The following is a 23,013-nucleotide window of genomic DNA, read 5'->3' on the forward strand; positions in this document are numbered from 1 at the left end:
GGATATTATAGGAGGGAAATGGCCAGCCCCAAGTCCAAAAATCTTTCCCTATCCAAAAGTGAACTGCCGCCCGGGCGGCGCGACGGCTCGAATGCCAAGCGGCGACCGCGGCCGGCGCGGCTCCGTTCGCTCTACAGCGCCGCCGAGGTGCATGAGATCTTCCGGCGGTTTTCGGTGCAGCGGCCCGAGCCGAAGGGCGAGCTCGAGCACGTCAACGCCTTCACGCTGCTGGTGGCCGTGGTGCTGTCGGCGCAGGCGACCGATGCCGGCGTCAACAAGGCGACGCGGGCGTTGTTCAAGGTCGCCGACACACCTGAAAAGATGCTGGCGCTGGGCGGAGCCAGGGTCGGCGAGTACATCCGCACCATCGGACTCTGGCGCAACAAGGCCAAGAATGTCGTGGCGCTCTCGGAGGCGCTGATACGCGATTACGGCGGCGAGGTGCCCAGCGAGCGCGATGAGTTGGTCAAGCTGCCGGGGGTCGGGCGCAAGACCGCCAATGTCGTGCTCAACATGGCGTTCGGCCAGCACACGATGGCGGTCGACACCCATATTTTCCGCATCGGCAACCGCCTCGGCCTGGCGCCAGGCAAGACGCCGGAGCAGGTCGAGCAAGGGCTGCTGCGGATCATTCCGGACGAGTATATGCGCCACGCGCATCACTGGCTGATCCTGCATGGCCGCTATGTCTGCAAGGCGCGCAAACCCGATTGCCCGGCCTGCGTCATCGCCGATCTCTGCAAGGCCGAAGTGAAGACGACCGATGTGCCGGCGCCGCTGGTGGAAATCGCGGCGCCCGGCGTCCCGACAACTAGCTTTCCTCCACGAACACCTCTTCGCGCTTCTTCTTGACCGACGGCAGGAAGACGACGACGAGCACGGCCAGTGCGACGAGCAGCAGGCCGGCGCTGATCGGCCGCGTCACGAAGGTCGAGGGGTCGCCGCGCGACAGGATCATGGCGCGGCGCAGGTTTTCCTCGAGCAGCGGGCCGAGCACGAAGCCGAGCAGCAGGGGTGCGGGTTCGCAGCGCAGCTTGGTCAGGATGTAGCCGAGCAGGCCGAAGAATGCGACCGCGTAGAGATCGAAGGCGTTGGTGTTGACGCTGTAAACGCCGATCGAGCAGAACGCCATGATGATCGGGAAGAGCACATAATAGGGGATCGTCAGCAGCTTCACCCACAGCCCGATCAGCGGCAGGTTCAGCACGATCAGCATCAGATTGCCGATCCACATCGAGGCGATGATGCCCCAGAACAGCGCCGGCTGCTCGATCGCGACATTGGGGCCGGGCACGATGCCCTGGATGATCATGGCGCCGATCATCAGCGCCATGACCGGATTGGCCGGAATGCCCAGCGTCAGCATCGGAATGAAGGAGGTCTGGGCGCCGGCATTGTTGGCCGATTCCGGGCCGGCGACGCCGGCGATGGCGCCCTTGCCGAACTCCTCCGGGTGTTTCGACACGCGCTTTTCGACCGTGTAGGAGGCAAAGGCCGCAAGCACCGCGCCGCCGCCGGGCAGGATGCCGAGCGCCGAACCGATGATCGTGCCGCGCACGATGGGCGCGGCCATCGCCTTGAAGTCGTCGCGGGTCGGCATCAGGCCGGAGACCTTTTTGATCATCACCGAGCGCTCGTGCTCGTTTTCGAGATTGCGCAGGATCTCGGCAACGCCGAAGACGCCGACCGCCACCGCGACGAAGTTCAGCCCGTCGGCATATTCGCGGATGCCGAGCGTGAAGCGCGGCGTGCCGGTGTAGATGTCGGTGCCGACAATGCCGAGCAGCAGGCCGAGCACGACCATCGCCAGCGCCTTGACGATCGAGCCGTGGGCGAGCGCGATGGACGAGACGAGGCCGACGATCATCAGCGAAAAATATTCGGCCGCGCCGAATTGCAGGGCTATTGCCGTCAGCGGCGGGGCAAAGACGGCGACGAGGAAGGTCGACACCGTGCCGGCGAAGAACGAGCCGATCGCGGCGATCGCCAGAGCCGCCCCGGCGCGACCGTTCCTGGCCATCTGGTAGCCGTCGATGGCGGTCACGGCCGAGGAGGATTCGCCGGGCATGTTGATGAGAATGGCGGTGGTCGAACCGCCATACTGGGCGCCGTAGTAGATGCCGGCCAGCATGATGAGGGACGAGACCGGGTCGCCGATCTGAAAGGTGATCGGCAGCAGCATGGCGATGGTTGCGGTGGCGCCGATGCCGGGCAGGACGCCGATCAGCGTGCCGAGCAGAACGCCGATGAGGCAAAAACCCAGATTGGCCGGCGTGGTGGCCGTCGAAAAGCCGAGTTCGAGGTTCCTGAGGAGGTCCATCTCAGCGCCTCACAATGCCAGCCATTGGGGCAACCAGGGGCCGAAGCGCTGGAATGGCAGCCCGAGCGCGTAGCTGAAGACCAGCACCGAAAACAGCGTCAGGCCGGCCGACAGCAGAAGTGCCGTCAGCGGCTTCATGCGGGCGCTGGCAAAAGAGGCGATCAACGCCGTCAGGAAGATCGACGGGACGAAGCCGAGGCCGCGCACGGTCATGCCGAAAAAGATCGGCGCCGGCAGGATGAACAGCATGCCGCGCCACGCAATGGGGCCGATCGGCTCGCCCTCGACGCGCACCGCCTGGACGAGGATGATGGCGCCGAGCACGATCAGCACGATCGCCAGCACCAGCGGGAAATAGCCCGGTCCCATGCGAAAGGCGGTGCCGATTTCGAGGCCGAGCGATTGTATCGCGAAAAAGGCGCCGAAAAAGATGAACAGCGCGGCGCACAGGCCGTTTGTCCTGTCGATGGCGAAAGGTTTCATGGCGGTCCTCCCCTGACCCTTGCAACGGGCTTGCCGTTGCAAATGTGAAAACGGACGTCGAAGCGAAAACGGGGCGCCGGCAGCGCCCCGTTCAAGCCTCAGTCGGCGTATTGGCCGGCGGCTTCGATGATCGGCTTCCAGCGCGTGATCTCGCCTTCCAGCTTGGCCTTCAGCGCTGCCGGCGTCGCGTCGGACTCGGACGACGGCTTGGTGCCGAGTTCGGCAAAGCGGGCGATGACGTTGGGGTCCTTCAGCGCGACCTGGAGCGATTTCGACAGTCGGCCGGTGATCTCGGCCGGCGTGCCCTTCGGCGCATAGAGGCCGTGCCAGATGCCGACCTGCACCGCGGGCAGGCCGGCTTCGATGGTCGTCGGCACGTCCTTCAGCACGTCGAGGCGCTCCGGCGTGGTGACGGCATAGGCCTTGATCGTGCCGCCCTGGATCTGCTTGGTGGTGTTGGTGGTCTGGTCGCACATAATGTCGACCTGGCCGCCGAGAAGGTCGGTCATGGCCGGGCCGGTGCCCTTGTAGGGCACGGTGACCAGCGGCGTGCCGATGGCGCTCATGAACAGCATGCCGCACAGATGCGAGGCAGCGCCGATGCCGGCATTGGCGACGGTGATGGTGTCCTTGTTGGTCTTGGCGTATTCGACCAGCCCTTTCAGGTCGGCCGGCTCCAGATCCTTGCGGGCGACGATCGCCATCGGCACCTCGGTGACGAGGCCGATATACTCGAAGCCGTTCAGCGTGTCGTAGGCGAGTTTTCTGTAGAGGGTCGCGCTGGTCGCCATGCCGATGTGATGGAGGAGCAGCGTGTAGCCATCCGGGTCGGCGTTGGCGACGCGGCCGGCGCCCAGCGTGCCGCCGGCGCCGCCGACATTTTCGACGATGATCTGCTGGCCGAGATCCTTCGACATGGCTTCGGCGACGAGCCGCGTAACCGTGTCGGTCGGACCGCCGGCCGCAAACGGCACGACGACGGTGATGGTGCGCTCGGGATACGTCTGTGCGCTGGCGGTGAACGAATAAAGCGTGACGGCCGCGGCGGCGGCCAGGGCGGCTACAATTTTCCTCATCGTAATTCTCCTCCCAGGATATCAATCTCCGATCGCTGTGCAGGTCAGGCAGCAGGGTGCAACAAAGGCAAGCTAACAGATTGTCGCCTGACGCAAACTGCAAAATACAGTCGTGCGCAACCATGGCAATCAGGGGGAGTATGCCCGGCGAAGATGGGGTTTCGTGTTGGCGTTGCTTCAATAACCGTAGCCGCGCGCCATCGCCGCCGCGAAGACCGGGATCAGCAGGAAGATGAAGGCCTCGGCGCGCACATAGGTCTTCACCGAGGCGAGTTCCGCCGCCGGCACCTGGAAGCCGGGACTGGCGCTGGCTTGCCGGTTCCAGGAGATGAAGCGGATGGTCGGGATGATCGACAGCAGGCCAACGATGCCGAACGCCGCCATCTTGGCCCAGAACACCCAGTTGTAGACATAGAACTCCCAGCCCTTCAGGCCGTAGACGACGCGGCCGATGCCGACGATGATGATCGACATCGCGAGGATGCCGTAGTGGCGGTCGATGCCGGCAAGCCGCTTCAGCGTGGCGGCGGAGAGGTCGCCGCGGATCAGGACAAATTCGGCGCCAATGATGCCGGCCAGCGAGAACACCAGCAGATGATGGAAAATGGCAAGCACGAGATCGGTGGTGTCCATGGCGTTCTCCTCCCATTGGCGGTATCGAGACCGGCCCTTGCCGGACCGGTTGCGAAAGGTAGCATCGTTCGGCAGAATTCCCAGAGGCGGACCTGGGTTGGACCATCGGCGTCGCCATCCTGACAGCTGGGGTTTTCTGAAATGACCGGACTGAAGCGCGCCCTGAACCCGATGCCGGACGACATCCGCATCGCCCTGACCGAAAAAGGACTGACAGCGGCCTACGAGGCGCGGCCGGACTACCAGAAGAACGATTATCTCGGCTGGGTCGCCCGCGCCAAACGCAGCGACACCAGGCAGAAGCGGCTCGACCAGATGCTGGACGAATTGCGGCGCGGTGGGCTCTACATGAAGATGGTCTGGCACGGCTGAAAGTAAGCCGACGCTGTTCGCTTCGACCGCCTGGTCGCGCCAGGCCGTTCGGAAGCTTCCCTGGCTGAATGATGATCCGGCTTGGCCCTTGTCCGGGCGCGCTGGTTTGCTAAGCGCTGACCGTCAACGGAGGCAGAGTTTCATGGGCAGTCCAAAAACAGCCGGCGTCCCGGTTCTCGAAACGGAACGGACCATCATGCGGGCGCACCGGATCGAAGATTTCGACGACTATGCCGTCATGTGGGCCGACCCCGTCACCACCCGTTTCATCGGCGGCAAGCCGCGGACGCGGGAGGAAAGCTGGATGCGGTTCCTGCGGCATGCCGGCCTGTGGTCGCTGCTCGGCTACGGCTTCTGGGCGGTCGAGGACAAGGCCAGCGGTCGCTTCATCGGCGAGGCCGGATTCCACGATCTGAAGCGCGACATCGAGCCGTCGCTCGAGGGCATTCCGGAAGCCGGCTGGGCGCTGGCGCCCCAAGCACATGGCAAGGGTCTTGCCAGCGAAGTCGTCAGAAGGGCCCTGGCCTGGGGCGACGAAACCTTTGCCGGCGCGAGAACCGTCTGCATCATCGATCCGGAAAACACCGGCTCGTTGAACGTTGCGGCAAAGTGCGGCTACACCAAGGTCCTGGAAACGACCTATCACGACGGGCTGACGATCCTGCTCGAACGGCGGGTGTGAGGCGCTTCATCGACGCAATTTCCACGTTCTGCCAGGGTTGGCTATTCTAATCTAGCTACGCAATTCCTGTGGGAAAACCGCTCACACTTTTCCTGGAATTGCCCTTTGGGGGAGCCGACCATGCGTGCGATCAATGCGATATTTCTGAAGCTTTTCTGGGCGGGGCTGCTGCTCCTGGCGGCCGTGCAACTGGCGGGCGCCGATGCGACGGTACCGACCGCCGACATCGAGGGCGGTGCCGACAATCATCTGGCCAAGCGCTACGAGGGGTCGTTCATCGTCTCCTACGAAAAATTCGCCTATACCGATTTTACAGTGCCGCTGTCGCCGCTGAAGCCGAGCGCCGATCCGGATGCCCGTGACACGATGAACAACCGTGTGTTCGCGCCGGACAAGAAGGCTGAGGTCGAAGGCGCGCTGACCCGCATCGCCTATGTGCTGCCGGCCGAGCGCTCCCCGCTCGAAGTGCTGCGCAACTACAAGGATGTGATCGCGGCCGCCGGCGGCGAAGTCCTGTTCGAATGCAAGAAGGAAGAGTGCGGCGGCGCCGCCGACCGGTCGTCGAGCGGTGGCGGCGGCGACATGAGCCTGATGATGTATTTCTTCCATGAAAGCGACGTCAAGGACGCGGCCTTTTCCAATGGCGCCTGTGCGGTAACCACCGGTATCAACGACCAGCGCTTCTTCGCTGCCAAGGTGCCGCAGGATGGCGGCGGCGCCTATGTCACTGTTCAGGCCTATTCGCTGATCGACGACCTCTACTGCAAGGAACTCAACGGCCGCACCATCGCCGTCGTTCAGGTGCTGGAGCCCAAGGCGCGCGACAAGAAGATGGTGGTGGTCGAAGCGGCCAAGATGGCGGATTCGCTGTCGGCCACCGGCTCCATCTCGCTCTACGGCATCTTCTTCGACACCGACAAGGCCGACATCAAGCCGGAATCGGAACCGACGCTGAAGGAGATCTCGACGCTTCTGACCAACGAGCCCGGCATGGCGGTGATCGTCGTCGGTCATACCGACAACCAGGGCGCCTTCGACTACAATATCGATCTGTCGTCGCGGCGGGCGCAGTCGGTGAAGGCGGCGCTGGTCTCGAAATACGGCATCGATGGCGGCCGGCTGACCGCCGCCGGCGCCGGCATGATGGCGCCCGTCGCCAGCAATGACGACGAAGCCGGCCGCGCCAAGAACCGCCGCGTGGTGCTGGTCAAGGCGAACTGAGGCCGATCACGGTTTCAGCGCCGGCTAGGCGCGCTGCCTGCTCCAGCATCGAGGCATCCTCGCCAAAGGCGCGGGTGGCGCGAGCGGCGGCCTCCAGCAGGTCCGGTGTCATGCGGCGCAGGAACGCCGTATCGACGCGTGTCGACGGGCCGGCCAGCGTCAAGGCGCCGAGCAGAACGCGGCCCGGTCCGAACACCGGCACCGAGACGCCCGCCGTCTCAGGGTCGCGATCGCCGATCGACAGATAGTGGCAGGCCTTGCGGATGGTCTCGTATGGTTCGCCCGGCTGGCCTGAAAACGCTGCCAGCACGCGGCCGCCCGAGCCGGTGAGCAACGGCAGCAGGTCGCCTTCCCGGATCGTGTAGCGGATAGGATGCTTGGATTCGACGCGGTAGAGACAGGTGCGGGCGTCGCCCGAGCGGACATAGAACGCCACGCTTTCCCAGCTGCGCTCGGCGAGATCGCGCATGATCGGCAGCAGGATGTCGACCGCCACCACGGAGCGCTGGTAGAGCGCGCCGAGCCGGAAGGTGGCGGGTCCGATGCGGTAGCGGCCATCGTCGAGCCGCTCCAGCAACTGCCCGCGCAGCAATGAGTTCGCCAGCCTCAAAATGGTGCTTTTGTAGAGCCCGGTGCGCGCCGCGATCTCGGCCAGGCTGAGCGAGCGGTCGGCGGTCGCGAACGCGTCGAGAATGGCGATCGCGCGGTCGAGCGCGGCAACGCCATCGGCCGGCAACGGCTGGGATCGCGCTTCGGTCATCTCACGAACAGTTTCATTCCAGTTTACCTGCTCGGACAAAGGCCGGCCGAAGCGATTGTGCCGCACATCCATGGTTCTGTCTAGTAGAACAGCGTTCCTGTTGACAGAACGTACCGAAATCGGCATGAATTTTTGCCGAGCGGGTCTGTTTTCAGGCTACGTTTCTGGCAGGCACCGGAGGAGGTGTCGTGATTTGGAGGAATCCCATGCTGAACAGACGCAGATTTTTGATGAGCACCGCGGCCGCAGGCGCTGCCGGATTCGTCGCAACGCATTTGACGCCCGCTTTCGCTCAGGATGCACCGCAGATCCAGATCTTCGTGCCGGCCGCGCCCGGCGGCGGCTGGGACCAGACGGGGCGCACCATCGACCAGGTGCTGCGCAGTGAAAAACTGATCTCCGGCTCGCAGATCACCAATGTCGGCGGCGCCGGCGGCACTGTCGGCCTGCCGCAGTTCATCAGCCAGTGGAAGGGCAAGGGCAATTCGCTGATGGTGGCCGGCATGGTCATGGTCGGCGCCATCATCGCCAACAAATCGGCCAACAACCTTTCCGAAGTGACGCCCATCGCCCGCCTCACCGGCGAGTTCGAGGCGCTGGTGGTGCCGGCGGATTCGCCGTTCAAGACGGCCGGCGATTTCGTCGCCGCGCTCAAAGCGGATCCGACCAAGGTTCCCGTGGCCGGCGGCTCGGCCGGCGGCTCCGACCACATCCTGTTCGGGCTGATCGCCAAGACGGTCGGCGTTCCGGCAACCAACCTCTCCTATGTGCCTTTCGCCGGCGGCGGCGAGGCGCTGTCGGCGCTGCTCGGCAACCAGGTGGCGGCCGGCATTTCCGGCTTCGGCGAGTTCTCCGAGCAGGTCAAGGCGGGCGCGCTTCGGCTGTTGGCGATCTCCGCCGACAAGCGCCAGGACGGCATCGACGCACCGACGATGAAGGAAGCCGGCATTGACGTCGAACTGTTCAACTGGCGCGGCGTCTTCGCACCGCCAGGCGTCTCCGACGCCGACAAGGCGGCGATGGTCACGATGATCGAGACCATGGCCAAGAGCGATGCCTGGGCAGCCGAGTGCAAGAACCGTAACTGGACGCCCATCCTGCTTACCGGCGACGACTATGCGAAATTCCTCGTCGACGACACCGCCCGCATCACCGCGATCCTCAAGGATCTCGGCCTCGCCTGATGTCTTCAGGGGCGGCCACGGCCGCCCCTCCGACATTCGCCTGCGGCATGGACATATCATGCGCTGGGAGTGAAACTGCGGATGCGGCCGGCGGGAGGATGCCGGCCATCTCGGGAGGACATCGATGAGCACCAGCGACCAGCAGCCGGCGCCCCCGCGCCTTGCCATGCCCGAATTGTTGATCGGCATCGGGCTTCTCGCCTGTGCTGCGGCCGTGGCGTGGCAGACCCTGGCGATCCCGGTTTCGCCGCTCTATTCCAAGGTCGGGCCGACCGTCTTTCCCTACATCACCATGACCGGCATGATCGTGCTTTCGCTGCTGCTCATCGTCGCCGCGCTGCGCGGCGGCTGGCAGCCGCAGGAGGAAAAGGAAACGCCGACCGACTGGAAGGCGATGGGCATCGTCGTTGCAGGCCTGGTCGCCAATCTGGTGCTGATCCAGCCGCTCGGCTTCACCGCCGCCTCGGTCATCATGTTCGTGCTCGTCTGTTATGGCTTCGGCAGCAAGCACACGCTGCGCGATGCGCTGACCGGCTTGATCCTGGCGCTTGCCGCCTATTTCGGCTTTGCCAGGGCGCTCGGCGTCAACATTGGCGCCGGCTTCATCGAAAACCAGCTGAACACGGTGATCGACGCGATCATCGCCACTGTAAGGGGCTGACGCCATGGAGACGCTCGGCCATCTCGCCCACGGATTTTCCGTCGCTTTCTCGCCGATGAACCTGTTGTGGTGCCTGGTCGGCACCACGCTCGGCACCGCCATCGGCGTGCTGCCCGGCCTCGGGCCGGCGCTGACCATCGCGCTGCTGCTGCCGATCACCTACCAGGTGGCGCCGGAGGCGTCCTTCATCCTGTTTGCTGGCATCTATTACGGCGCCATGTATGGCGGCTCGACGACCTCGATCCTGCTCAACACGCCGGGCGAAAGCGCCACCATCGTCACCGCGCTGGAAGGCAACAGGATGGCCCGCTCGGGTCGCGGCGGCGCGGCACTGGCGACCTCGGCGATCGGCTCCTTCGTCGCCGGCACCATCGGCACGATGGGCGTCGCCTTCCTGGCGCCGGTGGTGGTGAAGTTCGCGCTGGCCTTTGGTCCGGCCGAATATTTCTCGCTGATGGTGCTCGCCTTCATCACGGTTTCGGCGGTGCTCGGCTCGTCCTCCGTGCGCGGCCTCACCAGCCTGTTCATCGGCTTCGTCATCGGCATGATCGGCGTCGACCTGCAGACGGGACAGCCGCGCTTCACCTTCGGCATGAACGAACTGCTCGATGGCGTCGATGTCATCATTGCCGCGGTCGGCCTGTTTGCCGTCGGCGAGACGCTCTACATGGCCTCGCGCCGCTATGCCGGCAAGGACGAGATCGTGCCGCTCAAGGGATCGCTCTACATGACAGCGGCCGAATGGGGACGATCGTGGAAGCCATGGCTGCGCGGCGCTTTTATCGGCTTCCCGATCGGCGCCATGCCTGCCGGCGGCGCCGAGATCCCGACCTTCCTGTCCTATGCCATCGAAAAGAAGCTGTCGAAGCACAAGGAGGAGTTCGGCACGGTCGGCGCCATCGAGGGCGTTGCCGGACCGGAAGCCGCCAACAATGCGTCTGCCGCCGGCGTGCTGGTGCCGATGCTCACCCTTGGCCTGCCGACCTCGGCGACCGCCGCAATCATGCTGTCGGCCTTCCAGAGCTACGGCATCAATCCGGGACCGCTGCTGTTGACGACCCAGGCCGATCTGGTCTGGGGCCTGATCGCCAGCCTGTTCATCGCCAACGTCATCCTGGTCGTCCTCAACCTGCCGCTGATCGGGCTGTGGGTACGGCTGTTGAAAATCCCGGCGCCGCAGCTCTATGCCGGCATCCTGGTGTTCGCCACCGTCGGCACCTACGGCATCTCGCAATCGCCGATCGACCTCGTCATCCTCTATCTCCTGGGGGCCGCCGGCTTCCTGATGCGGCGCTTCGATTTCCCGACAGCGCCGGTCATCATCGGCATGATCCTGGGGCCGCTCGCCGAAACGCAGTTCCGCCGGGCGATGACGATCTCGAACGGCGACTGGTCGGTGTTCTACACCCACAAGCTGTCGCTGGTGCTGCTGATCCTCGCCTTCATCGGTCTAGCCGGGCCGCATATCTGGGCCTTCATCGAGCACCGGCGCCGTCGCGGACCGGAGCATGTGCCGGGCGATGCCTGAGCAACCTGGAGCATCATGACCGATCTGCTTGCCGGCATCCGCATCCTCGACCTGACCAATGTGCTGGCGGGCCCTTATTGTGCCTATCAGCTGGCGCTGCTCGGCGCCGATGTCATCAAGGTCGAGACGCCGCAAGGCGGCGATCTGGCGCGCCAGCTCGGCGCCTCGCCGGCGCTCAACAAAGCCGGCATGGGCGCGTCGTTCCTGGCGCAGAATGCCGGCAAGCGATCGGTGGTGCTGGATCTCAAAAGCGAAGCCGACCGCGAACGCTTCCTCGATCTCGTCGCCTCGGCCGACGCGCTGGTCGAGAATTTTCGACCGGGCGTGATGGGGCGGCTGGGTCTCGGCTATGAGGTGCTGAAAGCGGTCCGCCCCGGTCTCGTCTATTGCGCCATATCCGGTTTCGGCCAGAGCGGGCCGATGCGCGACAATCCGGCCTACGACCAGATCATCCAGGGGCTGTCCGGTATCATGAGCATCACCGGCACGCCGGAGACAGCACCCTTGCGGGTCGGCTATCCCGTCGCCGACACGCTGGGCGGGCTGGTCGGGGCCTTCGCCATCGCCGCGGCGCTGGTCAAGCAGAAGACCTCGGGCGAGGGCGCGTTTCTCGATGTCTCGATGCTGGAATGCACGCTGTCGGCGCTGGGCTGGCCGGTGTCCAACTATCTGACCGCCGGTGTCGAGCCGCAGCCGATGGGCAATGAGAACATGACGGCTGCGCCCTCCGGCGCGTTTTGCACCGGCGACGGCCTGCTCAACATCGCCGCCAACAAGCAGGAGCAGTTCGTCACGCTTTGCCGGCTGATCGGCCAGCCGGAACTGGCCGACGATCCGCGCTTTGCCGAGCGCGAGACGCGCAAGCAGAACCGCGCCTCCTTGAAAGGGCTGATCGAGACAGCGCTTGCGAGCGCCTCGGCGGCTGCCTGGGAAGAAAAGTTCAACCGCGCCGGCGTTCCGGCGGGCCGGGTGCTGACGATCCCGCAGGTGCTTGGCGAGCGCCAGGTGGTCGAGCGCGACATGACCGCGCGTTTCCAGGGTCTGCCCGGCATGGCGCAGCCGCTGACCGTGGTGCGCGGCGGCTTCATGGTCGATGGCGCGGCACCCTTGCCGGTCCTGCCGCCGCCTGTGCTGGGCGAGCATATGGACGAGGTTTTTTCCACCCTGCCGCCGCGCGCCAGGAGAAGCGCGTGAGCGAGAGAAAAACCGGCCGCGAACGCGGCGAGGAATGGTGGCAGACCGGCATCATCGAGATGAGCCCCGGCATCATCCGGCTGCGCGGCTATGAAATCCAGGAGCTGATCGGCCGCGTCAGCTTTCCGGCCACGATCTGGTTGATGCTGCGCGGCGAATTGCCGAGCGAGGAGCAGGCGGCGCTGCTCGGCATTGCGCTGGGGGCGGCCGTCGACCACGGGCCGCAGGCGCCGTCGATCGCCATTGCCCGCATGGCCATCACCTGCGGCGTCGGCATCAACAGCGCCATGGCGTCCGCCGTCAACGTGCTGGGTGACGTGCATGGCGGCGCCGGCGAACAGGCGCTGTCCTTCTATGGCGACATTGCCGTGGCACTTGACCAGGGTGTTGCGCTGGACCAAGCCGTAGCCGCACGGCTCGACCGTTTCTTCGCCGAGGAGAAAGGCTATGTGCCGGGATTTGGCCATCGCTTCCACCCGGTCGATCCGCGCGCGCCGCGCCTGATCGCAGTGACGTGCGAGTTTGCCGCGCGCGGCGTCGTCAGCGGACGCTTTGCCGACATCGCCGAGGCCGTCGAATCAGAGGTGGCACGGCGCAAGGGGAAGAAAATACCGCTCAACATCGACGGCGCCACCGCCGTCATCTATGGCGAGCTCGGCTTTCCGCCGCCGTTGACGCGCGGCCTGTTCGTGCTCTCGCGCTCGGTCGGCATCCTGGCGCATGCATGGGAACAGTCGCAGCAAAGCGAGCGCAACAAAGGGCCGCTGCCGCGCGAATGGCTGTGGGCCTATACGGGCACGCCGCTGCGGCCATTTCCCGCTGAGGGGGATGAGGGTCCCGCTGAAGGGGACGAGGGCAAGTGAGGTTGGTCAGGCCGGGTCCGGCACTGCCGGCTGAGGCGGCGCCAGGTTGGCCATCAGCGTCGAGAGATCCGGCTCATCGATGAGCAACGCCGCGTCCTGCGGCTTGAGCCATGCCCGCTGGCGGCTCTTGGCCTCCTGCCAGTTGGCCAGTTCCTCGGACACCTCCAACAGATAGACGACGACGTCGACGCGCACAAAATTGTGCTCCAGCCGTTTCCAGTAGGAATAGCTGCCGGCAGGCGCCTTGCGGGTCTTGCCGAGCACGCCGGCTTCTTCGCGCGCCTCGATGGTGGCGGCCTTGCGCCCGCTCTTTCCTTTCATCGGCCAGCCCTTGGGCACGATAAAGCGCTTCGTCGCTCGCGACGTCACCAGCATCACTTCGAAATTGCCTGAAACGTCCAGACGAAAGGGAATGGCGGCGACCTGGCGAATGCGTTCGCCTCGCCTTGCCTTGCGTACCGCCTTTTTCTTCGTCGTCGCCATGTGCTGAAAATCCGGTCGGCGGGCGCACCGCCGCACGCCGCCTGCAAACCCTGATATGCCCGCGAGGCAATGAGCATTTTTAGTAAATAAGTCGACTAAGTAAATCGCAAGCAACCGATATCAACGGCAAACACGCACAATCTGGTTGTTGACGATCTGAATCGGACAAGCTTGCCGGACGACGGGCACTTCGGGGCGCGGCTGCGGCACGATCCGACGGTCCTGCTCGCGATATTGCTGCTGCTGTTGCTGGAACTGCTGCCGCTGCAGGCTGTTGCGCAATTGCTGCAGCTGGTTCTGCTGGATCAGCCGGTTGGCGCTGGGATTGACGGATTGAGCCGCAGCAGATTGCATGATGCCGGCGAGCGTTGCTGCTGCCAGCATTGCCGACATCAGAACTGTCGATAGGCGAAGCGTCGACATCAGTTCATTCCCGTACAGATATAACCTCCTCTCTATATAGGGCGTTCGTCTCGATCTGCCATGGGCCGGTCTGCCATGGGCCGGTCTGCCATTGGCCCGAGGATGCGGCCTGCCGCACTTGACAGAAAAGATCGATTGACCGCTCTATCGGGCGCGGATCTCGGGCTCAATCGCGGCTGACTCGAGGCACAATCGGGAGCATATTGATGAAAAGCAGGCAAGTATATTTCGCGGCGCTACTGGGCAGCATCTGTATTCTTGGCCCGGTGGCAGTCGCGGCGCAAACCAAGACCGACAAGGCGGCGCCTGCCGCCGCAGCGCCCGCCCCTGCTGCCGGCCCGACATTGCCTGGCGGCGCCTCGGCGCTGTCCGAGACACATGGCGACTGGACGGTCAATTGCCAGGTAACCGGCACGGCCAAGGTTTGCAGCCTGTCGCATCAGCAGTTCAACAAGCAGTCCAACCAGCGCCTGCTGGCGATCGAGCTGTCGAGCAAGAGCGGCGACGATGCCGCCGGAACGCTGGCGCTGCCGTTCGGCCTGGCGCTCGCCAAAGGCGTCAGCCTGACCATCGACGACCAGAAGCTGGAAGGCAGCCTGCCGTTCAACACCTGCCAGGCCGTCGGCTGCCTGGTGCCGGTGGCGTTCGATGCCAGCGTCACGCCGCTGCTCAAGGCAGCCACCACGCTGAAGATCGACGCCTTCGCGGCCGACACCGGTCAAGCGGTGAGTTTCACCATCCCGCTCAACGGCTTCGGCGGCGCACTGGCACGGACCGCGGAACTCTCGGCGGACTGAGCGGAAAACGTCCGGTCACTCAACCTCGCGCAGCCGGTACCCAACGCCGGTCTCGGTGGTGATGTAGCGCGGCTGGTCGGGCGACTTTTCGATCTTCTGCCGGAGCTGGCGGACATAGACCCTGAGATACTGCACGTCGGTCGAATCGCCCCACACCTGCTTCAGCAGGAAATGGTGGGTCAGCACCTTGCCGGCATGCTGCACCATAATGCGCAATATGTCGTACTCCTTGGGGGAGAGCTTTATCTCCTTGCCTTCGACCTTGACGATGCGCTTGACCAGGTCGACGCTGAGATCTCCGGTGTGGAACACCGGCTTTTCGCCCTGCTGCTGGAATTTGTGGCGCAGCGCGACGCGGATGCGGGCGACAAGCTCGTTCATGCCGAACGGCTTGGTGATGTAGTCGTCAGCGCCGAGTTCGAGCGCCGCGACGATGCCGGCTTCGTCGGTGCGGCTGGACAGGATGACCACGGGCACGTCGAGGCCGTCGTCGCGCCATTTCCGCAGGAGATCGAGGCCACCCATGCCGGGCAGGCCGAGGTCGAGCAGGATCAGATCCGGCTTTTGTGCATCGACGAGTTCGATCGCAGCCTTGGCGTTGGGCGCTTCGCTGACCGCATAGCCCTGGCTGCCGAGGCCGACGCGCAGCAGTTTGCGGATCGGCGGCTCGTCATCGACGACCAGTATGCTGACATTGGAATTTGTCATGCCGGATCGCCAGATGCTTGCTCGTCCACACCTGATACGTCCGTATCGGACGATTGTACCAACCTCGGCATGCGGATTGTGAAGACTGCGCCCGGGCGATCGCTGCGGTTCGCCGCCATGATCGTGCCGCCCATCGCCTCGATGAAGCCCCGGCAGATCGACAGGCCGAGCCCGGTGCCGGCCTGGACCTGATCGCGCTTGCGCACCCGGTAAAAGCTGTCGAAGACGCGCTCCAGGTCGGCGGGCGGAATGCCCGGTCCCTCATCCATGATCTGCAGCGCGACGGAGCCATTGTCGGCCCAGCCCTGCAGCCGGATTGTCGATCCCTGTGGCGCGTATTTCGCGGCATTGTCGAGCAGATTGAACAGCATTTGTTCGAACAGCACGGGATCAAGCTTCAGCATCGGCAGGTCGGCCGGAATATCAACCTCGGTCTTGTGCCCGGCAGTGATCTTGCGTGCCCGCTGCAAGGCCGAGCCAACGACATCGCCGACATAGTGCAGGGCGAAATTCGGTTCCATGGCGCCCGATTCAATCTTGGTCATGTCGAGCAGATTGGCGATGAAGCGGTTCAGCCGTTCGGACTCGTCGAGCACGGTGGTCAGCAGCTCGGCCCGATCGTTCTCGGGCAGTGCCGGCGCAAATTCCCTGAGCGTGCCGGCCGCGCCCATGATGGCCGCCAGCGGCGTCTTCAGATCATGCGAGATCGACGTCAGCAGTGCCGAGCGCAAGCGGTCGGCCTCGGCCGCCAGCCTGGCGCGGTCGACATCGGCGACCAGCTGGATGCGCTCGATGGCAACCGCCGCCTGGTCGGCCAGCGCGTCGAGCAGGCGCTGTTGCTCGGGCGTCAGCAGCGGGCCTTGCTTGTCATTGTCGAGGCCGACGACGCCGACGGCCGTGCGTGCGGTGCGCAAGGGGAGGTAGAGGCGTTTTGCCCCGGGCAGGGTATCGGCGCCACGGCCGGCAGCCCGGTTGTGTTCCCAAGCCCAGCGTGCAGCCGCGATGTCGGCCTCGGCCAGCGTGTCATCGGGGGGATAACCGGCCTTGACGGTGATCGTGCCTTCTTCCGGCAAAAGCAGCACCACGCGCAGCTTCAGCATCGAGGCGATCTGGAAGGCTGTGGCCCACAAAACGTCGTCGAGCGTGCCGGCGCCGGCGAGCTTCTTTGAAAAGAGGTAGATGTCCTCGGTGGCCCGGGCGCGTGAACGGGCGGCGGCTGCCTGACGCTGCACACGCGCCGTCAGATTGCTGGCGATGACGGCAACGACGAGGAAGACGGCGAAGGCAACGATGCTCTCCGGATCGCGGATCGTCATCGTGTAGCGCGGCTCGAGAAAGAAGAAGTTGAAGGCAATGGCGCTGAGGAAACAGGCGTACAGCGCCGGCCACAGGCCAAAGGTCACTGCCGATGTCAGCACCGCCAGCAGAAGCACGCTGGCAAGGTTGCGAACGTCGAGGAACTGATCGAGGACGGCACTGACGGCAAGCGCGCCGGCGACATAGACGGTCGAGAAAAGATAAGGCCAGATTTGAAATGGTGTCTGCTCGGCCGCCGCCTTGACCCTCGACGTGGCCTCGTTGTCGCGCTCCGTTCCTGAAATGACATGGACGCTGATATCGCCGGCATTGCGGATCAGATCGTAGGTGAGCGAGCCCTCGATCAGTTCGCGCCAGCGCGAGCGGGTCGGCCTGCCGACGACGATATGGGTGAAATTGTTCACTGTGGCGTGGCGGACGATGTCCTGGGCGACGTTCTGGCCCGGAATGGTCGTCACCTCGGCGCCGAGCTGCTCGGCCAGGCGCAAGAGCGTGGCCAGCTGGTCCTTGTCTTCCTCCGACATGCCGGCCGAACGCGGCGTGTCGACATGCAGCGCCGTCCACGGTGCGCGCAGCCGGTCGGCCAGCCGGCGCGCATAGCGGACACGAGACGCTCCGCCCGGACGCGCATCGACGCAGACGAGCACCCTTTCGCCCGCCGCCCAGGGGCCGGGAATGGCGTGCGACTGCATGTGGTTGAGCAACTGCTCGTCGACGCGCTGGGCGGTGCGGCGCAGCGCCAATTCCCGAAGCGCGGTCAGATTGCCCGGCGAGAAATAGTTTTCGACTGCGCGCTGGGCAGTGTTGGGGAAATAGACCTTGCCCTCCTTCAGCCGCTTGATCAGGTCGTCGGGCGTGAGGTCGATGATCTCGATGTCGTCGGCCTGGTCGATGATGGAGTCCGGGACCGTTTCGCGCACCCTGACGCGGGTGATCTGTGCCACGACGTCATTCAGGCTCTCGACATGCTGGATATTGAGCGTGGTGTAGACGTCGATGCCGCGCGCAAGGATTTCCTGGACGTCGAGATAGCGCTTGGGGTGGCGGCTGCCTGGCGCATTGGTGTGGGCGAGTTCGTCGACGAGCACCAGCGCCGGCCGGCGGGCGAGAATGGCATCGATGTCCATCTCGTCCAGCACGCGGTCCTTGTAGTCGACCTTCTGGCGCGGGATCACCTCGTAGCCTTCGACCAGCGCCAGTGTTTCCTTGCGGCCGTGGGTCTCCACGACGCCGACCACTACGTCGACGCCGTCAGCCAGCCTGGCGCGGCCGGCCATCAGCATTTCATAGGTCTTGCCGACGCCGGGGGCAGCGCCGAGAAATATCCGCAGACGGCCGCGCTCTTCCCGTTCCGCATGCTCGAGCAGCGCGTCCGGAGAGGGTCTGGTATCGTTGCTTCTGGCGTCCGGCATCAGGCTCGATCATGAACGGCGCCGAGGATCGTGTCGATCCCCGGCCCCTGGCTTCAGAGATTGTCTCTCACTGCTTGGTATCGTCCAGTGCCAGGTTGAGCGCCAGCACATTGACGACCGGCTCGCCGAGGAAGCCGAGTTCGCGGCCTTCGACATGGCTGTCGACAAGCGCCTTGACCTTGGCTTCGTCGAAGCCCCTGGCCTTGGCCACCCGAGCGACCTGGAAATAGGCGGCGTCCGGGCTGATAGCGGGGTCGAGGCCGCTGCCGGACGTCGTCACCAGATCCATCGGCACCGGCTGGTTCGGGTTCTCCGCCTTCAGCTTTGCAACATCGCCCTTGATGCGGTCGATCAGCTTGGGGTTGGTCGGACCGAGATTGGAGCCGCTGGACGCTGCGGCGTTGTATCCGTCGCCGGCAGCCGAGGGGCGGCCATGGAAATACTTGTCGTCGGCAAAGCCCTGGCCGATCAGTTCGGAGCCGATGACCGTGCCGTTTTTCTCGATCAAGCTGCCATTGGCCTGGTGCGGAAACAGCGCCTGGGCGATGCCGGTCATGCCCAGGGGATAGATCAGGCCGGTCAAAACGGTGAAAAAGACGATCATGATAACAGCGGGTCTTATCTGAGTGAGCATGGACGTATTTCCTTAAGCGAGGCCGAGGCCGGTGACGATCATGTCGATCGCCTTGATGCCGACGAAGGGAACGATGATGCCGCCGAGGCCGTAGACCAGCAGGTTGCGGCTGAGCAGCGCGCCGGCGCCGATGGCGCGGTATTTGACGCCTTTAAGCGACAGCGGGATCAGAGCGATGATGATCAGCGCGTTGAAGATGATGGCCGACAGGATGGCGCTCTGCGGCGTCGCCAGATGCATGATGTTGAGCGCTTGCAGGGGGCCGATTGTATGTCCCGGCGCAACGTAGAAGACGGCAAACATGGCCGGGATGATGGCGAAGTATTTGGCGACGTCGTTGGCGATCGAGAAGGTCGTCAGCGAGCCGCGCGTCATCAGCAGCGCCTTGCCGATCTCGACGATCTCGATCAGCTTGGTCGGGTCACTATCGAGGTCGATCATGTTGCCGGCCTCGCGGGCGGCAACCGTGCCGGTGTTCATGGCGACGCCGACATCGGCCTGCGCCAAGGCCGGCGCGTCGTTGGTGCCGTCACCGCACATGGCGACCAGCTTGCCCTTGGCCTGTTCGTCGCGGATCAGCTTCAGCTTGTCCTCGGGCGTGGCCTGGGCGAGGAAATCGTCGACGCCGGCTTCGGCTGCGATCGCCGCCGCAGTCATCGGATTGTCGCCGGTGATCATCACGGTGCGGATGCCCATTTTGCGCAGTTCGGCAAAGCGCTCGCGGATACCACCCTTGACGATGTCCTTGAGGTGGACGACGCCGAGCAGGCGGCCGTCACGCTCGACGGCCAGCGGCGTGCCGCCCGACTTGGCGATCTCGTCGGCGATCGCCTGGAGATCCTTGACGGTGTCGCTGCCGGGGCGCGTGCCGTGAGTGGCCGATGTCGACTGGCTGACATAGGCGAGAACCGAATCGACGGCGCCCTTGCGCACCGACGAGCCATCGATGTCGACGCCGCTCATCCGGGTCTGCGCGGTGAAGGGCACGAAGCTGGCATGCAAGGTTGCCATGTCACGGGCGCGGATGGCGTATTTCTCCTTGGCCAGCACGACGATCGAGCGTCCCTCAGGCGTCTCGTCGGCGAGCGAGGCGAGCTGCGCGGCATCGGCCAGTTCCTGTTCGGTGACGCCCTTGACCGGGCGGAATTCGGTGGCCTGGCGGTTGCCGAGCGTGATGGTGCCGGTCTTGTCGAGCAAAAGCGTATCGACGTCGCCCGCCGCTTCGACGGCACGGCCGGACATGGCCAGCACGTTGAAGCGCACCAGGCGGTCCATGCCGGCAATGCCGATGGCCGACAGCAGGGCGCCGATGGTGGTCGGGATCAAGGTGACGAACAGCGCGACCAGCACCGTCACCGGGATATAGCCGCCGGAATAGGAGGCAAAGCTCGGGATCGTGGCGGTGGCCAGCACGAAGATCAGCGTCATGCCGACGAGCAGGATGTTGAGCGCGATCTCGTTGGGCGTCTTCTGGCGCGAGGCACCCTCGACCAGCGAGATCATGCGGTCGAGGAAGGTGTGGCCGGAGGCGGCTGATATGCGCACGCGAATCCAGTCGGACAGAACCTGCGTGCCGCCGGTGACCGCGGAACGGTCGCCGCCGGATTCGCGAATGACGGGTGCGGACTCGCCGGTGATTGCCGCCTCGTTGACCGAGGCCACGCCTTCGACCACTTCACCGTCGGACGGGATGATGTCGCCGGCTTCGACCAGCACGATGTCGCCAACCTTCAGGCTGGTGCCGGGCACCAGCTTGAACCTGGAGCGGTCTTCGCCGGCAAGCAGCTTGGCCTGGGTTTCGGTGCGCGCCTTGCGCAGCGAATCGGCCTGCGCCTTGCCGCGGCCTTCGGCGACGGCCTCGGCGAAGTTGGCGAACAGCACGGTGAACCACAGCCAGATGATGATCTGCAGCGTAAAGCCGAAATCGCCGCCGCCGGTGGCGAGATCCTTGACGAACAGGACCGTGGTAAGAAGCGAGACGATGGCGACGACGAACATCACCGGGTTCCTGACCAGCGTGCGGGGGTCGAGTTTCCTGAAGGCGCCGCCGATGGCCGGCCACAGGATGCGGGCATCCATGATGACCGCGGATTTGGACTGGCTCATTTGATGGCTCCAGAATCTGAACTGTTGGCCGGCACCGACCGATCGGATGCCGAAAAGAGGGGCGGCGGACCATAGGCCAGCAGCCAGATCACGATCATGACTGCCGCGAGGCCGAGGAAGGTAGATACGCTGGGGAAGGGAGGGGGCGTTTCCTCCCCCTCATTGCCGGCTCGTGGGCCGGCTCGCGGCCGGGCCTTCATGCGTTTTGGGTAGAACCAGGACATGACAAGCCTCAGAATGTCTGGCCGTTGATGGCAGCCAGGTGCTCGACGATCGGTCCGATCGCCAGTGCCGGGAAGAAGGTCAGGCCGACGACGATCAGGATGACGCCGACGAGCAGGCCGACGAACAGCGGGCCGTCGGTCGGGAAGGTGCCGGCGGAAGCCGGAACCGTCTTCTTCGTCGCTAGCGAGCCGGCAATGGCAAGCGCTGGAATGATGACGAAGAAGCGACCCACCCACATGGAGATGCCGAGCGTGATGTTGTACCAGGGCGTGTTGCCGGAAAGGCCGCCAAAGGCCGAGCCGTTGTTGGCCGCCGCCGAAGTGTAGGCATAAAGAACCTCGGAGAAGCCATGCGGACCGCCATTGGCCATCGAGGCGACGGCGCTTGGCAGCACGACCGCTATTGCCGTGAAGACCAGCATGACCAACGGCAGAGCGAGGATGGCGAGCATTGCCATCTTGACCTCCTTGGCCTCGATCTTCTTGCCGAGATATTCGGGCGTGCGGCCAACCATCAGGCCGGCGACGAACACGGTGATGACGATGAACATGACGATGCCGTAGAAGCCGGCGCCGACGCCGCCGACGATGACTTCGCCGAGCTGCATGTTGAGCATCGGGATCAGGCCGCCAAGTGCTGTGAACGAGTCATGCATGGCGTTCACCGCACCGCAGCTCGCAGCCGTGGTGATGACGGCGAATAGTGCCGAAGCGGCAATGCCGAAGCGGCTCTCCTTGCCTTCCATGTTGGCGCCGTCGACGCCCAACGCATGGACCAGCGGATTGCCCGCGGCTTCCGCCCAGTAGCAGATAACGACACCAGCGATGAACAGCACACCCATCGTGGCCAGGATCGCCCAGCCCTGGCGCTGGTTGCCGACCATGCGGCCGAAGACGTTGGTGAGTGCAGCACCCAGCGCGAAGATCGTCACCATCTGGATCATGTTGGAGATGGCGTCGGGGTTTTCGAAAGGATGCGCGGCATTGGCGTTGAAGAAGCCGCCGCCATCGGTGCCGAGCATCTTGATGGCGACCTGCGAGGCGACCGGCCCAAGGGCGAGCGTCTGCTTGGCGCCCTCCAGCGTGGTGGCGTCGACATAAGGCCCGAGCGTCTGCGGCATGCCGAGCCAGACATAGACAAGGGTGAGCACGATGCTGAGCGGCAGCAGGATGTAGAGCGTGCAGCGGGTCATATCGACCCAGAAATTGCCGATCGATTTGGCCGAGGCGCGGGCGAAGCCGCGGATCAGCGCCACCGCAATGGAAATGCCGACGGCGGCGGACATGAAGTTCTGAACGGTCAGGCCGGCCATCTGCACGAGGTAGGACAACGTGCTTTCGCCGCCGTAATTCTGCCAGTTGGTGTTGGTGACGAAGCTGACGGCAGTGTTGAAGGCGAGATTGGGTTCGACCGATGCCATCCCGGCCGGATTGTAAGGCAGGACGCCCTGCAGGCGTTGCAGAAAGTACAGCACCAGGAAGCTGGCAAGGCTGAAGAAGATGATTCCTGCCGCGTAGGTCGTCCAGTGCTGCTCCTCGCGCTCGCTGGTTCCCGAAATGCGGTAGAGGCCGCGCTCAACGGGCCCGAGTATGGGCGAGAGAAAGGTGCGATCGCCATTGAAGACGCGGTACATGTAGCCGCCGAGCGGCTTCACCAGCAAAACGACCATCCCGCAATAAACCAGGATCTGTATCCATCCGTTGAGTGTCATGGGTTTCCGTGCCTTGCTTCAGAAGCGTTCTGGGCGAACGAGGGCGTATGTCAGGTAGACGAGCAGGAACAAGGTCACGCCGCCACCGAGGATGTAATCGACAAGCATGGTGCGATCCTTCCGCTTAAAGAGCGTCGCAAGCTTTGATGTAGGCGAGGGAAAGACCGAAGAACAAAACCTCTATCCCGATGACGACGATGTCCATTTGTGTTGGTCCTTG

General features: G+C 64.4%; 23 protein-coding genes. 10 read left to right on the forward strand and 13 right to left on the reverse strand.

Translation table 11 applies throughout. From position 1 onward, the window contains the following. Window positions 1–18 precede the first annotated feature (18 nt). The gene (nth, locus tag NKJ64_RS26055; RefSeq protein WP_023828334.1) at window positions 19–852 is read left to right on the forward strand and encodes an endonuclease III; all 834 of its coding nucleotides are present in this window, start codon (window positions 19–21) and stop codon (window positions 850–852) included. On the opposite strand, the gene NKJ64_RS26060 is transcribed toward nth, so the two are convergent. The 4 genes from NKJ64_RS26060 to NKJ64_RS26075 form a co-directional block, all read right to left on the reverse strand. Further along, window positions 812–2,320 (reverse strand): tripartite tricarboxylate transporter permease, encoded by a 1,509-nt coding sequence (locus NKJ64_RS26060; RefSeq protein WP_023683079.1) that lies wholly within the window; start codon window positions 2,318–2,320, stop codon window positions 812–814. The genes nth and NKJ64_RS26060 overlap by 41 nt on opposite strands. 9 nt (window positions 2,321–2,329) lie before the next feature. Then, the gene (locus NKJ64_RS26065; RefSeq protein WP_023686558.1) at window positions 2,330–2,803 is read right to left on the reverse strand and encodes a tripartite tricarboxylate transporter TctB family protein; all 474 of its coding nucleotides are present in this window, start codon (window positions 2,801–2,803) and stop codon (window positions 2,330–2,332) included. Window positions 2,804–2,901: 98 nt separating this feature from the next. Continuing rightward, the gene (locus NKJ64_RS26070) at window positions 2,902–3,879 is read right to left on the reverse strand and encodes a tripartite tricarboxylate transporter substrate-binding protein (RefSeq protein WP_023699120.1); all 978 of its coding nucleotides are present in this window, start codon (window positions 3,877–3,879) and stop codon (window positions 2,902–2,904) included. Between the two features lie 177 nt (window positions 3,880–4,056). Continuing rightward, the gene (locus NKJ64_RS26075; protein WP_023700090.1) at window positions 4,057–4,512 is read right to left on the reverse strand and encodes a DUF2214 family protein; all 456 of its coding nucleotides are present in this window, start codon (window positions 4,510–4,512) and stop codon (window positions 4,057–4,059) included. Window positions 4,513–4,653: 141 nt separating this feature from the next. Between NKJ64_RS26075 and NKJ64_RS26080 the strand changes: the two genes are divergently transcribed. The 3 genes from NKJ64_RS26080 (at window position 4,654) to NKJ64_RS26090 (ending at window position 6,787) form a co-directional block, all read left to right on the forward strand. Continuing rightward, a complete protein-coding gene (locus tag NKJ64_RS26080) occupies window positions 4,654–4,884 on the forward strand; it encodes a YdeI/OmpD-associated family protein (protein ID WP_023683083.1) in 231 nt (76 codons plus the stop codon). Window positions 4,885–5,026: 142 nt separating this feature from the next. Beyond that, window positions 5,027–5,566: a GNAT family N-acetyltransferase gene (locus tag NKJ64_RS26085; RefSeq protein ID WP_023686555.1), complete on the forward strand. Its 540-nt coding sequence runs from the start codon at window positions 5,027–5,029 to the stop codon at window positions 5,564–5,566. Window positions 5,567–5,686: 120 nt separating this feature from the next. Then, entirely contained in the window at window positions 5,687–6,787 is a 1,101-nt protein-coding gene (locus NKJ64_RS26090) for an OmpA family protein (protein ID WP_352463573.1), read from the forward strand. Here the strand turns inward: NKJ64_RS26090 and NKJ64_RS26095 are convergent. Next, complete coding sequence (locus NKJ64_RS26095) at window positions 6,774–7,547, reverse strand: IclR family transcriptional regulator (protein ID WP_023683085.1); 774 nt, start codon at window positions 7,545–7,547, stop codon at window positions 6,774–6,776. The two genes, NKJ64_RS26090 and NKJ64_RS26095, sit on opposite strands and share 14 nt — an antisense overlap. Window positions 7,548–7,753: 206 nt before the next feature. On the opposite strand from NKJ64_RS26095, the gene NKJ64_RS26100 reads away from it, so the two are divergent. The 5 genes from NKJ64_RS26100 to NKJ64_RS26120 all read left to right on the forward strand — a co-directional run bounded on the left by NKJ64_RS26100 (window position 7,754) and on the right by NKJ64_RS26120 (window position 12,977). Beyond that, the gene (locus NKJ64_RS26100) at window positions 7,754–8,731 is read left to right on the forward strand and encodes a Bug family tripartite tricarboxylate transporter substrate binding protein (protein ID WP_023691946.1); all 978 of its coding nucleotides are present in this window, start codon (window positions 7,754–7,756) and stop codon (window positions 8,729–8,731) included. A 124-nt stretch (window positions 8,732–8,855) separates the two neighbouring features. Beyond that, a complete protein-coding gene (locus NKJ64_RS26105) occupies window positions 8,856–9,392 on the forward strand; it encodes a tripartite tricarboxylate transporter TctB family protein (RefSeq protein ID WP_023700086.1) in 537 nt (178 codons plus the stop codon). Window positions 9,393–9,396: 4 nt separating this feature from the next. Then, window positions 9,397–10,920, forward strand: coding sequence for a tripartite tricarboxylate transporter permease (locus tag NKJ64_RS26110; RefSeq protein ID WP_023686551.1), 1,524 nt, complete (start codon window positions 9,397–9,399; stop codon window positions 10,918–10,920). A gap of 15 nt (window positions 10,921–10,935) precedes the next feature. Next, on the forward strand, window positions 10,936–12,114 hold the full coding sequence (locus tag NKJ64_RS26115) for a CaiB/BaiF CoA transferase family protein (protein WP_031202716.1): 1,179 nt from the start codon (window positions 10,936–10,938) through the stop codon (window positions 12,112–12,114). Beyond that, window positions 12,111–12,977 (forward strand): citryl-CoA lyase, encoded by an 867-nt coding sequence (locus NKJ64_RS26120; protein WP_352463574.1) that lies wholly within the window; start codon window positions 12,111–12,113, stop codon window positions 12,975–12,977. The genes NKJ64_RS26115 and NKJ64_RS26120 overlap by 4 nt, the downstream gene beginning before the upstream one ends. Window positions 12,978–12,983: 6 nt before the next feature. On the opposite strand, the gene NKJ64_RS26125 is transcribed toward NKJ64_RS26120, so the two are convergent. Next, on the reverse strand, window positions 12,984–13,460 hold the full coding sequence (locus NKJ64_RS26125; protein ID WP_023669717.1) for an NUDIX hydrolase: 477 nt from the start codon (window positions 13,458–13,460) through the stop codon (window positions 12,984–12,986). Window positions 13,461–13,580: 120 nt separating this feature from the next. Further along, window positions 13,581–13,853: a hypothetical protein gene (locus NKJ64_RS26130; protein WP_023669716.1), complete on the reverse strand. Its 273-nt coding sequence runs from the start codon at window positions 13,851–13,853 to the stop codon at window positions 13,581–13,583. Window positions 13,854–14,089: 236 nt separating this feature from the next. Between NKJ64_RS26130 and NKJ64_RS26135 the strand changes: the two genes are divergently transcribed. Continuing rightward, on the forward strand, window positions 14,090–14,680 hold the full coding sequence (locus tag NKJ64_RS26135) for an invasion associated locus B family protein (RefSeq protein ID WP_023691943.1): 591 nt from the start codon (window positions 14,090–14,092) through the stop codon (window positions 14,678–14,680). 15 nt (window positions 14,681–14,695) lie between these two features. Here NKJ64_RS26135 and NKJ64_RS26140 read toward each other — a convergent pair whose 3' ends face one another. The 6 genes from NKJ64_RS26140 to NKJ64_RS26165 form a co-directional block, all read right to left on the reverse strand. Beyond that, window positions 14,696–15,388 carry a response regulator transcription factor gene (locus NKJ64_RS26140; protein WP_023691942.1) on the reverse strand — a complete coding sequence of 231 codons (693 nt, stop codon included), beginning with the start codon at window positions 15,386–15,388 and terminating at the stop codon, window positions 14,696–14,698. Then, window positions 15,385–18,117 carry a DUF4118 domain-containing protein gene (locus NKJ64_RS26145; protein ID WP_352463575.1) on the reverse strand — a complete coding sequence of 911 codons (2,733 nt, stop codon included), beginning with the start codon at window positions 18,115–18,117 and terminating at the stop codon, window positions 15,385–15,387. Before NKJ64_RS26145 ends, NKJ64_RS26140 begins: the two co-directional genes overlap by 4 nt. A gap of 67 nt (window positions 18,118–18,184) precedes the next feature. Then, window positions 18,185–18,751 carry a potassium-transporting ATPase subunit KdpC gene (kdpC, locus tag NKJ64_RS26150; RefSeq protein ID WP_023744101.1) on the reverse strand — a complete coding sequence of 189 codons (567 nt, stop codon included), beginning with the start codon at window positions 18,749–18,751 and terminating at the stop codon, window positions 18,185–18,187. Between the two features lie 12 nt (window positions 18,752–18,763). Then, on the reverse strand, window positions 18,764–20,857 hold the full coding sequence (gene kdpB, locus NKJ64_RS26155) for a potassium-transporting ATPase subunit KdpB (protein ID WP_352463576.1): 2,094 nt from the start codon (window positions 20,855–20,857) through the stop codon (window positions 18,764–18,766). A 232-nt stretch (window positions 20,858–21,089) separates the two neighbouring features. After that, on the reverse strand, window positions 21,090–22,793 hold the full coding sequence (gene kdpA / locus NKJ64_RS26160) for a potassium-transporting ATPase subunit KdpA (protein WP_352463577.1): 1,704 nt from the start codon (window positions 22,791–22,793) through the stop codon (window positions 21,090–21,092). A gap of 18 nt (window positions 22,794–22,811) precedes the next feature. Then, a complete protein-coding gene (locus NKJ64_RS26165; RefSeq protein WP_023669708.1) occupies window positions 22,812–22,901 on the reverse strand; it encodes a K(+)-transporting ATPase subunit F in 90 nt (29 codons plus the stop codon). Window positions 22,902–23,013: the final 112 nt, after the last annotated feature.

The organism is Mesorhizobium sp. M0062 (genome assembly GCF_040323125.1).
Lineage (GTDB): Bacteria > Pseudomonadota > Alphaproteobacteria > Rhizobiales > Rhizobiaceae > Mesorhizobium.